Source organism: Flavobacterium sp. 22659 (assembly GCF_052044235.1).
Lineage (GTDB): Bacteria > Bacteroidota > Bacteroidia > Flavobacteriales > Flavobacteriaceae > Flavobacterium > Flavobacterium johnsoniae.
Genome location: NZ_JBQEMU010000005.1, coordinates 147,684 through 162,660, shown reverse-complemented (window position 1 = coordinate 162,660; position 14,977 = coordinate 147,684). Strand labels below are relative to the sequence as shown.

The window sequence follows — 14,977 nt, the reverse complement described above, 5'->3', positions numbered from 1 at the left end:
TTTTTATAATTTTAATTGTGTTTATGGAAACACGTAAAACAAAGTTGAGATTTTTATAACCGACTCACTTATAGAATTATATTTTAAAATTATCATATTTCAACAAGGTATTTTTATGAGAATTTTTATACAAATTATTGATTTTTGTATAATTTACCCTATCTTTGGAGAAATAGACTTATCCCCAATATATATGAAAAACTTTACAATTTTTTATACTGATGATGATGAAGATGATTTAAACATCTTTACAGATGCTGTAGAGTCATTATCCAAAGATATTAACCTTAAGACTTACTCAGGCGGGGAAAAGCTTTTAGATGCCATTTATCATCCGCCTCCTGTGCCAAGTGTTATCTTTTTAGATTTAAATATGCCCGGAAAAAATGGATTTGATGTTTTAAACGAGCTTAAAGGTTCTAATAAAAGTGATATTCCGGTTATTATTTTTTCGACATCAAATGAGCCTGGTATTATTGAGAAATGCCTGAAATTGGGAGCCAATTATTTTATTACAAAGCCGGTTTTGATGAAGGATATTATTAAATCAATAGAGCATTCTCTCAACATCAACTGGAAAGAATTTGTTCCTGACAGTAAGAATTTTGTATATAAATTGTAATTACATTTTGATGTAGAAGAAACACCAAACTTATTTACTAAAATGAGTTTGGTGTTTTTTTATAGCTCCGGCAGAAAGATCTTAAACGTTGCTCCCTGGCCTTTTTCACTGCGTGCTTTTATAACTCCTTTGTGGTTTTCGACAATCTTTTTTACAATTGCCAGTCCAATTCCGGTTCCAGAGAACTCGCTTTCAGTATTTAATCTTTGAAAAACCTCAAAAATACGCTCTTTGTATTCGTCGTCAAAGCCAATGCCGTTGTCTGAAATCCTCAAACAAAAGTAAATATTGTTGGGATAATCCACTTTAAAATCCAGTTTGTGTCCCACAACACGTCTTGCTTTAATCTGTATTTGAGGCGGAATTCCCTTGCGGGAAAATTTCAATGCATTTCCTATCAAATTATGCAGTAATTGTCTAAGCTGAAACGGCATAACAGTTCCTTCTCCAAGCGGATGAAGATCAATAACGGCTTTCTTTTCTTCAATGCGTTCAGAAAAATCCATTAAGACTTCTTCTACAATTTCGTCCAGATTCGTTTTTACAAAAATCCTTTCGGCAGAATTGGTTCTGGAATAAGTGAGAAGATCCTGAATAAGCGTCTGCATTCTCTTTGCCGAAACTTCAATGCGCTCTAAATAAGTTTTGGCTTTCGCCGAAATATTCTGGTCGTCTAGCTCAGCCAGACGGCTTGCAAAAGTCTGGATTTTTCGAAGCGGTTCCTGTAAATCATGACTCGAAATATAAGCAAAAGACTGAAGTTCAATATTCATATTTATCAAATCCCTGTTCTTAAGTTCCAGTTCCTGAGTACGATCATGAACTTGTTTAGCTAGCATATCTGTAAAATCTCTTTGGTTCTGAATATCAGTACTTGTACCTACCCACATTTGAATCTTTCCTTCAGCATTTCTTTGTGGAATGGCACGGCTCAATTGCCATCGGTATTCGCCATCATGACGGCGGAATCGGTTTTCGAATAAATACTCTTCTCCAGTTTTTACAGATTCCATCCATCGGTTTACATTTCCCTCGCGGTCTTCAGGATGAATAAACTGAAGCCAGCCGTTTTTTTCTACATCTTCTTTAGAAATTCCCGTAAAATCATACAGCGACTGATTGAAATAATCTATATTTCCCATAGCGTCGCTTGTCCATACAAACTGAGGCATTGAATCTGCAAGAACCCTGAATTTTTCCTCACTTTTCATTAAAATCTCATGTCTGTTTTTTTCGTCTGTTACGTCCATAACAGTTCCCAGCATTTTGACAGGATTTTGTAATTCATCAAAAAATATTTTACCATGTACGCGTATCCAGCAGGTGGTATTGTCTGGTTTAAGAACGCGGGCTTCATATTTGTAAATATTAGTTTTTAAAGCCTTTTGATAGGCTTTTTCTAATATAGGCAGATCTGCAATATAAAATCGGTCGAGAATCTGCTGACGTGAAATTTTTATATTCTTTTTTAAACCAAAAAGCTCCGGCAGGTTATCAGAATAAATTAATTGCTGGGTATTAACATTTAAATCCCATGTTACAATTTCGGCAATTTCTGATGCTAATCGGGCCCTTTCCTCGGCATCTTCAACTTTTTTTCGGGCTTCGACTTTTTCTGTAACATCATTTACAGTAATCATAATCGACGATATTTCGCCGTTTTTTTCAAAAAGAGGGGTATATTGATAATCGAGATAATACTTTTTTAATTTGCCTTTTATATTGACATATGCAATAGCTTCGCTTTCCCGAATAGTTTTACCTTCGTATAGTACTTCATCTAGTAATTCGGGAAACTTTTGATTTAAGAGCTCCGGAAACACCTCCAGAGCGGGTTTGCCAATAACTTCGCTGGGCTTCTTCTGCCAAATCTCATCAAGCATTGCCGTATTGGCAAGTTCAATGACATAATCGTGGCCCTTAAAAATAGTCATGGCAATTGGCGACTGCATAACCAGATTTCGGAATGCTTTTTCACTTTCGCTCAAAAAATACCTTGCTTTAACAGAATCGGTCACTTCGTAACCCACGACAATTACGCCGGTCACTTCGTTATTTTCTTCACGCAAAGGATGAAAAACCAGATTGAAATAACAGTCTTCTTGTTTTCCATAGCGGTTTAAAGTAACCAATAATTCATTTGTAAAATACGGTACGCCATCTTCATAAACCTGTGAGAGCAGAGGATGAACCGTTTCCTGAGCTTCGGGAATAGAGTCAAAAATTGATTTATGAAGAGTCTCTTCTTCGGTCTTATCCACTATTTGCAAGTATGTTTCATTAACCATTTCTACTACCAGATCTGCTCCTTTTAGAATGGCAATTCCAAGCGGCACCTGTTTTACGATGTTCTTAAAACGTTTTTCGCTTTCTTCGATAGCATTTCGTGCCATTACTTGCAGTGTAACGTCGTTTGCGCTGGCTACAATTCCATAAATAGTGCCGTCTGGTTCTTTCAGCGCTTCATAAACGACATTGATAAAAGTATCGACAACTTTGCCGTTTCGGGTTAGTTTTACCGGAAGTTCATTGGCTGTAAATCTTTCTCCTGTAAGGTAAACCTGCATTAGAATATCTTCTAAACCTCGGCCTGCAGCTTCAGGAAGCGATTTAAAAATAGGTTTGTTTAGGACTTCATGTTCTTCTCGTTCCCATATTTCGAGCATGGGTTCGTTTGCTATTTCTACAATAAAACTGCTTCCTTTAAAAATACACATCGCATTTGGCGCCTGCATAAGATTTTCTCTGTAGCGTTTATTGCTTTCTTCAAGGTTTTTGCGAATGTTTACTTTATCGGTAGTTTCGTTGCAAATTACGAGAACTCCGGCAATATTTCCACCTTCACTTTTTACGGGACTATAACTAAAAGTCCAGTAAACATCTTCCATTTTTCCGTTTCTGTAAATTGGCAGATAGAGATCTTCATGCCACGTAGCTTCGCCTTCAGTTAAAACCTGATTAATCAGCGGACCTATAAAATGCCATATTTCCGGCCAGTATTCGGCACCTTTTTGTCCCAGTATATCAGGGTGTTTCCCATCGTTGCCCAGACTTGGGCGGTAAGCATCATTATAAAAGCAAATATGTTCTGGTCCCCAAAATAAAAACATCGGGAACTTTGAGTTTAACAGAATTCCTAAAGTAGTACAAAGACTCTGCGGCCAGGTTTCTATGGCACCAACAGAAGTATTACTCCAGTCTTTGGCACGAGTTAACGCACCCATTTCACCTCCTTTTGCAAGGAAATCGTAATTTTTATTAGTCATTAAAAATTTGTTTTTGTTCTAATTGAAACAATGAAATTTATGTAATAAATATAGTACTTTTTACTATATATCATAATGAAATTTAAAATTAATAAAAATTAATTTCGATACTCTTTTGCTTTTTTGAATGAGGCAACATTAAAATCTATTGAGTTAATTTTCATTGGTTTTATTGAAGAACTTTGAATTAAATAAGATTATTACTAATCTGAAATCTGAAAATCATGAAACGAGAGCAAAAACACGAAACCGACTATATACAGAAATATCAAGATGAAGGCTATACTAAAAATTATTTATTTGAAAATGGATGCCTGATTGATTCTGAAACAAAATATGCTTACCAGCCCGACGAAATTTACATTGTAGCCCACCACCGTTATGAAGGAATGAGCGACCCAGATGATATGTCAATCTTATATGTTATTGAAACTAAAGACCAACAGAGAGGAACTCATTTATTAGGATACGGCCCAACCGCTGATTTAGAAGAAGCTGAATTTTTTAAAGATATCCCAAAAAAGAACTATTCGAAAAATTCGGATATCAATGAACTTACATAAAATAAAATAGATAAGTATTTTTATTTTGCTGAGGAGCAGTTGTTCCAGATTTATCTGGGGCAGCTGTTTTTTCATTTTAAGGTCTAAGCTGCTGAGTTGCTAAGGCACTAAGTTTTTTGGTTTTTTAATCTTAATTCTGAGTTTTTTAGAATCTCAGAAACTCTGTGTAAAAATTATGAAATTTCTGATTGAAATTGTATAAGGATTTGACTTACAATTAACACGAAATTTGACTTATACAAAATGAGATATGAAAATACGAATTGTTTTTATACAGGTAAGTATTGAAACGATTCTTTAAAGCAAAATAAAAAAATGAGAAAACTTTACTTAAATACTGGAGAATTTGATACCGTTTTTAACGATTTGAAGGACAGTTTCTGCGGAAAACTTACTGCAAAAAACAATGAATATAATTTAGAAATTAATTCAAAATGGACAAAAGGTTCTATAAAAGGAACCCGTTTTGATGATAAGGTTTTGTTTATGCATTTTGATCTTGAATTTCATCAGGAAGTAAGTTTAAGTATTGAATCTATGAAAACAGCGCCGGTCTTTTTTGTTTACTGTGAAAATGGAACTGTAAGCCACAGTTTTGGAGCAAATGGTGAAAAGAAAGTATTGAGTAAAAACCAATCGGCTGTTTTAAGTAATTCTTCTGTAATAAACAGTGTATTGTATTTTGAAAGTTACAAACGCATTCAGTTTACATTGTTAGGCATGCCAACGCTTACTAACAGAGATTCTGATCTGGTTTCTCAGGTAAAACAGCGTTTTACCAATGATTCTGGAAATTATATTTATGTTGGAAAAGAGAATCCAAAAATCTCAGATAAAATTCAGGAATACAAAACTGTTCCGCAAAAAGGTATTGTGGGAACGCTTCTTAAAAAAAGCATTTTAAAAAATATTATAGAAATGGAAGTAGAGCAGCACAGTTTCAATTATTTAAAAACATTTGATCCTGTTGTAAATATTGCAAAAAGACAGATTAACGAAATCAAACGAATTTCGACTATGAATTTCTCTGAAATGGTTGCCGCTGCAAAACTTTTTAGAACAAAATATCATTTTTCATTTAAGCCATACAACCAAAAATTAGCTAGCTGAGAAGCATTATATATATTAACTACTATTACGAAAAAAACAGCTTTCCTAAAGAGCTGTTTTTTTTATTAAGATGCTTTTCTAAGGTTCTGAGATGCTAAGGTTCTAAGGTACTAAGATTTTTGGCTCTCTGATTTTACAGGTTAAACGGGTTTTTCACTGGTTTTTTTATTTCTTGAAAAACCGCAGACTAAAATTATATTCTTCATCTTAAAATAAGTTTTAAGAGAGCAAAACTTTGCGTCTTTGCAAGATTAAAAACATCCCGAAAAAAAACTCAGTATCTCAGAACTTTAGCATCTTAGAAACTTAGCAGCTTTAAAAAAAAACTACTCTTTCTTATAAGTAATAATAAAATAAATCATAGTGATATTAAGGCATAAGGAAACACTGTTGGTAATTATTATGGGAAGATCTTCTTTGAGAATTCCGTAAATAATCCAGACAATGATACCGAAAGTCAGAATGCTGAAAGTTTTAAGGGAAATATCCTTGACTTTTTTAGTTTTCCAGACTTTAACAATTTGCGGAACCGTGGATAATGTAATGCAAGCTCCCGCAAATAGTCCTATGATGTCTATAAAATTCATTTTTTTGAGGTTCTAAGGTTATCCCGATAGCTATCGGGCACTGAGATACTAAGGTTCTGACTTTCTAAGCTGTTTTCAGTTGTTATTTCGCCAGAATTATCAAAAATTGTGTAAACCTGTTCAATCCGCTAAATCTGCGGGCAAAAAAAAATCTAGCCCCCAACTAATTCACCACCGTTAATGTGAATAAACTGTCCGGTAATATAACTGCTGTCTTCGCAGGCCAGAAAAACATAAGCAGGCCCAACTTCAGACGGCTGTCCGGCTCTTTCCATCGGATTGTCTTTTCCAAAGTCAGAAACCTTATCAAAAGTTGCCACGATTAACGGTGTCCATATAGGTCCTGGCGCAATACCATTCACTCTGATTTTTCTTTTTGCCAGCATAGACGAAAGTGATCTTGTAAAACTAACAATTGCACCTTTTGTACTGGCATAATCTGCTAAGTGTTCACTGCCGCGATAAGCCGTAACAGAACTGGTATTGATAATTGTATCGCCTTCTTTTAAATGCGGAAGTGCGGCTTTGGTAATATAGAAATAGGGATAAATATTGGTTTCGAAAGTTTTATGCAGTTGTGCAGCGGTAATTTTTTCTAATTCATTCTGCGGAAATTGTATGGCTGCATTATTCACCAGAACATTTATGGTTTTAAAAGTCGAAACACATTTTTTGACCGCCTCTTTACAAAACTTTTCATCTTTAAGATCACCGCTTATAAGCAGGCATTGCTGTCCTTCTTTTTCAATCATTTCTTTTGTCAGCTTTGCGTCTTTATCTTCTTTTAAATACACAATTGCAATGTTAGCGCCTTCACGGGCAAAATGCACGGCCGCACTTCGGCCAATACCGCTGTCTCCGCCAGTAATAAAAGCAGTTTTACCAAAAAGCTTACCGCTTCCGGTATAATTTTCTCTAATAATTTCTGGTTCCGGATTCATTTTATGTTCGTTTCCCGGAAGTTCTTGTTTCTGTTCCGGGAATGTCTTAGGTTTTTTCATAGCATTGTAATTTTAAGATATTCTTCTAACTTAAAATTAGTGTGTCTTGTATGAAAATACAGACTGTAAGAAATATAATTTTGTCTCAAAAAGATGAAAATTGAATAAAAAAGAAGGAAAAGGATTATTTTTCAGGAATCACAGTTAATTTTTTGGATTTGTATGAATGCCTGAATCACTGATTAAGTTGAAGTTAATTTGCAACATGGGAATTATGTAACGAATTTGATTTTGAATAAAAGTGCTTTGTTCTTTAAATTTATACATTTGAAAGTTTTGACTGCTTTTTGAATAGGATCAGATGTTCAAAATGATAAGTAGTAAATAATTTTTTAATTCATAAACGCTTTATCCCCCATAACGGCATGGTATTAATTGTAGATGATATCAAGGCAAATATTATTGCCTTAAAGAAAACATTAGAATTGCACGACATTGACGTAGATACTGCTGAATCTGGAGAAGAAGCGCTGAAAAAAATATTAAAAACAAACTACTGTCTTATTATTATGGACGTACAAATGCCGGGACTTGACGGCTTTGAAGTAGTTAAAATTCTCTCAGGTAATAAACGAACAAAAGATATTCCTGTAATTTTTCTTTCAGCTTTAAATATTGAAAAGAAATACATTTTTAAAGGATATGAAACCGGAGCGGTAGAATATATTACAAAACCGGTTGATACTGATTTGCTGATGCTTAAAGTAAAGACTTTCCTTAAAATTTACGAACAGCAGAACGAACTAAAACTTACCAAAGAACTTCTTTCTAAAGAAATCAAAATTAGAAAAGAAGCACAAGACAATCTCGAAATCAAAATCGCCGAAAGAACCAAAGAACTGGTTTTAAAAAACGAAGAATTAGAGATGAAAAACCACGAATTGCAGCAGTTTGCCTGGGTGGTGTCGCACGACTTAAACGAACCTATACGGAAAATCCAGATTTTTATTAAAATAATTAAAGAACTCTATCTCAAAGAAGATGATAAAGGTATTGATTATGTCGACCGAACGATAAAATCAGCAGAGAGAATGCAGACTCTAATTACAGATCTTCTGGCTTATTCTCGTTTATCTGCACAGGTTAAACCTGAAGTTACAGATTTAAATATCGTTTTACAGGAAGTCCTTTCTGATTTTGATTATTTAATTGAAAGGAAAAATGCGACTGTAAAAACAACCGAACTTCCAACCATAGATAGTATTCCAAGTCAGCTTAGACAGGTATTTCAGAATCTTATAGGAAATGCACTCAAATTCTCCGGAGCAAATGAACCTCCATTTATCGAAATAACTTCAGAATTAATTGTCGACAAATCGTTTGACAGCCCGACTTCTCCGGAAGGGAAATACTGCAGGATTATTGTAAAAGACAACGGAATAGGCTTTGATGAAATTTATCTCGACAGAATTTTTATCATTTTTCAAAGCTTAAACGACCGTCAGACTTATGAAGGAACCGGAATTGGACTTGCAATTGCAAAAAAAATCATCGAAAAACACAACGGATTAATAACCGCAAGGAGTGAAGTAGGCAAAGGCGCGAGCTTTATAATTATTCTTCCTTTAAAATACGAAAAATAAAATAATTTAGAATATATGAATGGTAACTTTAAAAGAAATCTGCTTATAAGTTCATTGGTTTCGCTGTTTGTACTTACTATTAGCTCTGTAGCTTCATTTATTAGCATTAAAAGCTTATTAAACAGCAATTTTTGGGTCAATCATACTCAGGATGTTATTTATAACTTAAACGAAGGATCGTCTATTATTACAGAGGCACAAACCAGTATGAGAGGATATCTTCTTACGGGTGATGAACAGTTTGTAGATCGTTTTAACGATTCTGAAGCCAAATCAAATGCTTATTTTGAAAAGCTGGATGAACTTACATCTGATAATATCTCGCAGCAAAAACTGTTAGAACAACTGCGTTCTAAACGTTCAGGTTTCTTTAAATACCTAAACAATCAGATTGTTAAAAAGCGTTTAAGCAAAGAAACATTAATCTTTGACTTAAACGAAGGACGAAACATGATGAATGAAATCAAGGCGATTATTAAAAAAGTTGAAAATACAGAACAAAGACTTTTAGAAGAACGCAATGCCAATTCTGAGCGTTATGGAACGTATAGTTTGATTTTAATAGTAGTGGCTTTTTTCATCGCTTTTATTATTTCGATAGTATTCTTATTTCGTATTTTAAAAGATTACAACGAACGTTCGTTACTGCAGAGAGAACTGGAGAAAAAAGATATAGAAACTGCTCAGAGGATTGAAGCAATCAGTACAATCGCCAGTAATATTTCAAAAGGAAATTATGACATTCGTGTAGACGACACAAAAGCCGATGCACTTGGAAGTGTAGGAGAGTCGTTAAATTATATGGGAGTTTCTCTTAAAAACTCTTTCGATTTATTGTCTCAAAAAGAATGGCTTCAAACCGGAGTAGCAGAATTAAACAATGTAATGCTGGGAGAAAAAACGCTGCAAAAACTTTCTAAAGATGTTATTGAGTTTTTATGCCAGTATACCAACAGCAGTGCAGGTGTTTTGTATGTTTTAGAAGATAACGAATTGATATCTTCAGGAGGTTACAGCTATATACCGAGTAAAAATCGTGAAAGAATCCAAAAAGGCGAAGGCTTAATTGGTCAGGCTATTACTTCTGGAAAAATTCTGGAACTAAAAACCTTATCACCGGATGATATTCAGATTAATTATGCTTTGGGACAAATTAAACCAACGCATATTGTGGCACTTCCTTTAATAGATAACAAAATTGAAGGTGCAGTTGAACTGGCCAGTATTTATGGTTTTTCAGAACTTCATTTAGAGTTTTTAAAATCAGTTGGAAACAATATTGGAATCGCAATTCGTTCTACTCAAAACAGAAAACGAGTTCTTGAATTATTAGAAGAAACCAAATCACAGTCAGAAGAACTTCAGGTACAGCACAGCGAACTGGAAGCAATTAATGCAGAATTAGAGGCGCAGACTGAAAAACTGCAGGCTTCTGAAGAAGAATTGCGTGTACAGCAGGAAGAACTGGAACAGACTAATGAAGAGCTTTCGGAAAGAAGTGTTTTATTGGAAGAAAAAAACAATGAAATCCAAAAGAAATCAGAAGCTTTGGAATTAACGACTCGTTACAAATCAGAGTTTTTGGCCAATATGTCGCATGAATTAAGAACGCCTCTTAACTCGATTTTACTTCTAAGCCGATTATTATCTGAAAATAATAATCAAAGCATGAACAATGAAGAAATCGAATTTGCTAAAGTAATTCAAAGTTCAGGAAACAGTTTATTAGGTTTAATTGATGAAATTCTGGATTTATCTAAAATCGAGGCTGGAAAAATGGAGCTTGAATTCCTTGATGTTACGACCAAAGAAATCACAGATACGCTTTGGAACTTATTTAATTTTGTAGCCAAAGAAAAAGGAATTGAGTTTGAAATTATTTCTAAAGATGCACCGCTTGTTATTAAAACAGACAAAATGCGTTTAGAACAAATTCTAAAAAACCTGATTTCAAACGCCATCAAATTTACCGAAAAAGGAAAAGTAAGCTTAGAAATAAAAATAGATACAGACGACGATAAAATTATTTGTTTTATTGTAAAAGACACCGGAATTGGAATTCCGCTAGAAAAACAGCCATTGGTTTTTGAAGCATTTCAACAAGCAGACGGTTCTACAAAACGCAAATACGGCGGTACTGGTCTAGGATTGTCAATAAGCAGGGAGCTGGCCAAACTGCTTAGAGGAGAAATTGTTTTACATAGTAAAGTAAACGAAGGAAGCTCGTTTACATTATGTCTACCCGTTTATGGTTCGGCAATTCATAAAGTAAATGTAGAAAAAATACCGCCGACAGATTTTACAGAAATCGATTCAGAAACAGAGCCAGTCGTATCAAAAAAATACATAAGCCCTGTGATTCCTGATGAAATTGACGATGACAGAGAGTATATAAAACAAGGCGACAAAGTAATTTTGATTATCGAAGACGATATTAATTTTGCAAAATCACTATTGGCATTTACACGTCAAAAAGGATATAAAGGAATTGTAGCCGTACGTGGTGACTATGCCTTAAACTTTACTTTATTGTATAAACCGGTTGGAGTTTTACTCGATATTGAACTTCCGGTAAAAAGCGGCTGGGAGGTTCTGGAAGAACTTAAAAATCATGCTGAAACCAAACATATTCCGGTTCACATTATGTCATCACATAAACTAAAACAGGAAAGTTTATTAAAAGGAGCAGTAGATTTCTTAGACAAACCAGTAGCATTCGATAAAATTCCGGATGTGTTTTTACGTATAGAACATATTATTAATAAAGAAGCCCAAAAGGTTTTAATTATCGAAGACAATCCAAAACATGCCAAAGCACTGGCTTATTTCTTAGAGACCTATAACATTAATTCAGAAATAAAAAGCGAAGTTGCCGATGGAATTCAGGCTTTAGGTAAAACCGAAGTAGACTGCGTAATTCTGGATATGGGAATTCCGGATAAACAAGCATATCAAATTCTGGACGGCGTGAAGAAAAATCCGGGCTTAGAAAAACTTCCCGTAATTGTATTTACAGGAAAAAGTCTGTCATTAAAAGAAGAAGTAAAAATTAAAAAATATGCTGATTCTATTATTGTAAAAACAGCACATTCTTATCAAAGAATGCTCGATGAAGTTTCATTGTTCCTGCATTTGGTAGAAGATAAAAAAGAAGGAGGAGACAAAAAAGACGGACATAAAAAGCTAAATTTACTTAACAATATCCTGCACGATAAAAAAGTACTGATTGTAGACGACGATGTTCGTAATATTTATTCGCTTACAAAAGCATTAGAAGTTTTCAAAATGACCATTATTACGGCATTTGACGGAAATGATGCAATAAAGGTTTTAAGCGAAAACCCAGATACCGATGTTGTTTTATTAGATATGATGATGCCGCACATGGACGGTTATGAAACAGCCGAAAAAATACGCGCTAATCCTAAGTTCTTAAATCTTCCGGTAATTGCCGTTACAGCAAAAGCAATGACAGGAGACAGAGAAAAATGTATAAAAGCAGGAGCTTCAGATTATATTACAAAACCGGTAGACGTAGATCAGCTATTATCATTATTGAGAGTTTGGCTGTATGATAGGGTTTAAAAGAAAAAAGTTTAGCCGCAGATTACCAGATTATAAGGATTCTGAAATTCGGCTATAGTAAAGAAAAGATAAATGCTGCAGATTTTAATAGATTAAAAATCCCTTTAATCTGCGGCACAAAAAATATAAAACAAATATGAGTAAAAAACGACTTTTAATTGTAGATGACGATTCTAGAAATATATTCGCATTAACGCATACTTTGCGCGTCAAATCATACGATTGTTTGTCTTGCACAAGTGCCGAAGAAGCTTTAAAACTGCTGAAATCTGATGAAGAGATCGACGCTGTTTTACTGGATATGATGATGCCCGAAATGGACGGTTACGATGCAATTCCGTTAATAAAAGCAATTCCGTCCAGAAAATCGGTATTTGTTATTGCAGTTACTGCCCAGGCTATGACAGGCGATAAAGAAAAGTGTTTAGAGGCTGGAGCCGATGATTACATCTCTAAACCAGTTGATGTTGATAAGTTACTGCTTATACTAAGCAAAATTTGATGAATTATGATTGAGGATATTGAACTGGAAACGCTTATCAATGAGGTTTATGAGTATTATGGTTTTGATTTTAGCAGTTATTCAAGAGCATCGCTGAAAAGGCGTGTTTACAGAGTATATCAATTAGATGGATTTACTCATTTTCATGAATTTTTATCAAAAGTCCGTACAGACCCTGAATATTACAAAAGAATGGTTGACGAAATTACGGTTAATGTTACCGAGATGTTTCGCGATCCTGCATTTTACAGCATACTCAGAAAAGAAATTTTACCGCTTTTGGGTACAAAACCATTCATCAGATTATGGCATGCCGGCTGTTCAACCGGAGAAGAAGTGTATTCTATGGCCATAATGCTCAAAGAAGCAGGTTTGCTGCATAAATCCTTAATTTATGCAACAGATATTAATGCAACCGTTTTAGATACAGCAAAAAAAGGAATTTTTCCGCTCAGAATGATGAAAGAGTATTCGCAGAACTATCGCGATGCAGGCGGGCAGGAAGATTTTTCGAGTTATTATACTGCCAATTACGGTATAGCCAAATTTAACGAAGAACTGTCGCAAAAAATGGTGTATTCACAGCACAATTTAGTTTCAGACACATCGTTTAATGAGTTTGATATGATCTTGTGCCGAAATGTTTTAATTTATTTTGATAATGACCTTCAAAAAAGAGTCATTAATTTATTTGATGAAAGTTTAGCTGTTTTAGGGTTTCTGGCCTTAGGCACAAAAGAAACCATAAAATATTCTATTTCTCCAGGCAAATACAAACAGTTTGAAAAAGAGAAAATATGGAGGAAAATAAAATAATATCTAACTGCCGATTAACTATAATAGGAGGATCAGCAGGGAGCTTAAACGCCTTAATGCAGATTTTACCAGAATTAAAAAGATTGCATAATTTTGCCGTTGTCATAGTATTACACCGCAAAAGCACCGATGACCAGACTTTAGAAGAACTTATTACTTTAAAATCGAGCGTTCCGGTAAAAGCTGTTGAAGACAAAACCAATCTTAAACCAGGTTTTGTCTATGTAGCCCCATCCAACTATCATTTATTATTTGAAAAAGATGATACAATGTCTCTTGATATTTCAGAGAAAATAAATTACAGTCGTCCCAGTATAGATGTTTCTTTCGAATCAGCAGCAGAAATATACGGAAATTCTCTGGTTGGAATTCTATTATCAGGATCAAACACAGACGGAACAGACGGTTTAAAAGCCATTCAGGCAGGAGGTGGTAAAATTGTAGTGCAGAATCCGCTTTCGGCAGATATGCCTTTCATGCCTAATAATGCTATTTTATTTACAAAGCCAGATTATGTTTTAAACAACAAGGAAATATTAGAACTGCTCAATTCAATCAATACCTAAAGTTATTTTTCAGGTTTCGGCCTTTCATCTTCAGGAGGAATAACTTTATATAATTCTGCATCTTGTTCAGCACGTCTCTGCGCTGCTTTTCCTTTTCCAATTGGTATTCCTGCAGTTAAGTACAAAGACCTGTTGTAAACATTTGGTCCGTCGCCTTTCATAACCGGAACCAATCCATAATAATATTGAATGGTAATATTTAATCCGTTGCCTACATTCATGTGATATCCCGTTCCAAAGGCAATTCCGGCATCAATAACCCTGATTTCATCTCTAATTTTTTTCTTGTAAACAACATCATTCTTATTAACTTCATTTTTAAACTCATCAAAAGCCGAAGCCAAAAGTCCCAGCTGAGGTCCTGTTTTAAGATAAATTCTATTTTTAAACTGATATTTAATTAAAATAGGCACATTAAAATATCGAATTTCTCTATTAACAGTTCCACCGGCAAAGGTGTTATCTAAGTTTACATCATCTAAAGAATAAACCGGAATATGGCGTGCACCCATTGGCGATTTTACGATTACCCCCGTATTTATCATCCAAGCCGGATTTTGCTTGGAACGAATGTCAAAATAAAAACCAAGATTAAAACCCGGATTCATACCAGAACTTTCCAAATCAGAAATATCAGAAAGATTGAGACCGCCCTCCAGACCAAATTCCAAAAATGGAGAATTCAGTTTATCACCAAAAATCAAAGAAATCAAAACCTGAGATTTTGCCTGATGTATCGAAAATACCGCGATAAGTAATATTAGACTTTTTTTCAT

General features: G+C 34.5%; 12 protein-coding genes. 8 read left to right on the top strand and 4 right to left on the bottom strand.

Annotation, left to right across the window (positions count from 1 at the left end; translation table 11 throughout):
* Window positions 1-193: 193 nt before the first annotated feature.
* On the top strand, window positions 194-622 hold the full coding sequence (locus ACTJIW_RS07515) for a response regulator (protein ID WP_274253197.1): 429 nt from the start codon (window positions 194-196) through the stop codon (window positions 620-622).
* 59 nt (window positions 623-681) lie between these two features.
* On the opposite strand, the gene ACTJIW_RS07510 is transcribed toward ACTJIW_RS07515, so the two are convergent.
* Entirely contained in the window at window positions 682-3,888 is a 3,207-nt protein-coding gene (locus ACTJIW_RS07510; RefSeq protein WP_440715961.1) for a PAS domain-containing protein, read from the bottom strand.
* A 224-nt stretch (window positions 3,889-4,112) separates the two neighbouring features.
* On the opposite strand from ACTJIW_RS07510, the gene ACTJIW_RS07505 reads away from it, so the two are divergent.
* Window positions 4,113-4,451 carry a hypothetical protein gene (locus tag ACTJIW_RS07505; RefSeq protein WP_012025342.1) on the top strand — a complete coding sequence of 113 codons (339 nt, stop codon included), beginning with the start codon at window positions 4,113-4,115 and terminating at the stop codon, window positions 4,449-4,451.
* Between the two features lie 315 nt (window positions 4,452-4,766).
* Window positions 4,767-5,561, top strand: coding sequence for a hypothetical protein (locus ACTJIW_RS07500; RefSeq protein ID WP_149207644.1), 795 nt, complete (start codon window positions 4,767-4,769; stop codon window positions 5,559-5,561).
* 326 nt (window positions 5,562-5,887) lie between these two features.
* Here the strand turns inward: ACTJIW_RS07500 and ACTJIW_RS07495 are convergent, their stop codons facing one another.
* Entirely contained in the window at window positions 5,888-6,148 is a 261-nt protein-coding gene (locus ACTJIW_RS07495; RefSeq protein WP_440715960.1) for a SemiSWEET family sugar transporter, read from the bottom strand.
* A gap of 152 nt (window positions 6,149-6,300) precedes the next feature.
* On the bottom strand, window positions 6,301-7,149 hold the full coding sequence (locus ACTJIW_RS07490; RefSeq protein ID WP_440715959.1) for an SDR family oxidoreductase: 849 nt from the start codon (window positions 7,147-7,149) through the stop codon (window positions 6,301-6,303).
* Window positions 7,150-7,514: 365 nt separating this feature from the next.
* On the opposite strand from ACTJIW_RS07490, the gene ACTJIW_RS07485 reads away from it, so the two are divergent.
* From ACTJIW_RS07485 to ACTJIW_RS07465, 5 genes are all read left to right on the top strand, one after another.
* Window positions 7,515-8,732, top strand: coding sequence for a hybrid sensor histidine kinase/response regulator (locus ACTJIW_RS07485; RefSeq protein WP_073409290.1), 1,218 nt, complete (start codon window positions 7,515-7,517; stop codon window positions 8,730-8,732).
* Between the two features lie 15 nt (window positions 8,733-8,747).
* Complete coding sequence (locus ACTJIW_RS07480; protein WP_440715958.1) at window positions 8,748-12,317, top strand: response regulator; 3,570 nt, start codon at window positions 8,748-8,750, stop codon at window positions 12,315-12,317.
* A 136-nt stretch (window positions 12,318-12,453) separates the two neighbouring features.
* Window positions 12,454-12,819, top strand: coding sequence for a response regulator (locus ACTJIW_RS07475; protein WP_012025336.1), 366 nt, complete (start codon window positions 12,454-12,456; stop codon window positions 12,817-12,819).
* Window positions 12,820-12,825: 6 nt separating this feature from the next.
* The gene (locus tag ACTJIW_RS07470; RefSeq protein ID WP_121361523.1) at window positions 12,826-13,635 is read left to right on the top strand and encodes a CheR family methyltransferase; all 810 of its coding nucleotides are present in this window, start codon (window positions 12,826-12,828) and stop codon (window positions 13,633-13,635) included.
* On the top strand, window positions 13,617-14,201 hold the full coding sequence (locus ACTJIW_RS07465) for a chemotaxis protein CheB (RefSeq protein ID WP_012025334.1): 585 nt from the start codon (window positions 13,617-13,619) through the stop codon (window positions 14,199-14,201). Before ACTJIW_RS07470 ends, ACTJIW_RS07465 begins: the two co-directional genes overlap by 19 nt.
* Window positions 14,202-14,203: 2 nt before the next feature.
* Here ACTJIW_RS07465 and ACTJIW_RS07460 read toward each other — a convergent pair whose 3' ends face one another.
* Window positions 14,204-14,977 carry a porin family protein gene (locus ACTJIW_RS07460; RefSeq protein ID WP_012025333.1) on the bottom strand — a complete coding sequence of 258 codons (774 nt, stop codon included), beginning with the start codon at window positions 14,975-14,977 and terminating at the stop codon, window positions 14,204-14,206.